Below are 224 nucleotides of genomic sequence, written 5' to 3'. Positions count from 1 at the left end.
TGCTGCTGGCGGATCGCCCCTGGTGGCAGCTCGGTCTGCTGGGCTTTGGTTTCAGCGCCCTGCTGGGATTTGTCGGCTACTTCCTCACTCACACCTTCGCCCCGGAAGCGGGCGGCTCCGGCATTCCCGAGATCGAAGGTGCCATGGATGATCTGCGACCGGTGCGCTGGTGGCGGGTGTTGCCGGTCAAGTTCTTCGGCGGCATCTGTACCCTGAGCTCCGGC

1 protein-coding gene is annotated in these 224 nt (G+C 65.2%); it reads left to right on the top strand.

The genetic code is table 11. The features are described from left to right. A partial coding sequence (locus BN1128_RS15780) for a chloride channel protein (protein ID WP_042870467.1) occupies positions 1–224 on the top strand: 224 nt, incomplete at both ends.

Source organism: Aeromonas piscicola (assembly GCF_000820005.1).
Taxonomy (GTDB): domain Bacteria; phylum Pseudomonadota; class Gammaproteobacteria; order Enterobacterales; family Aeromonadaceae; genus Aeromonas; species Aeromonas piscicola.
Note: the sequence above shows the minus strand (reverse complement) of the source record. Positions and strands in the feature narration are given on the sequence as shown.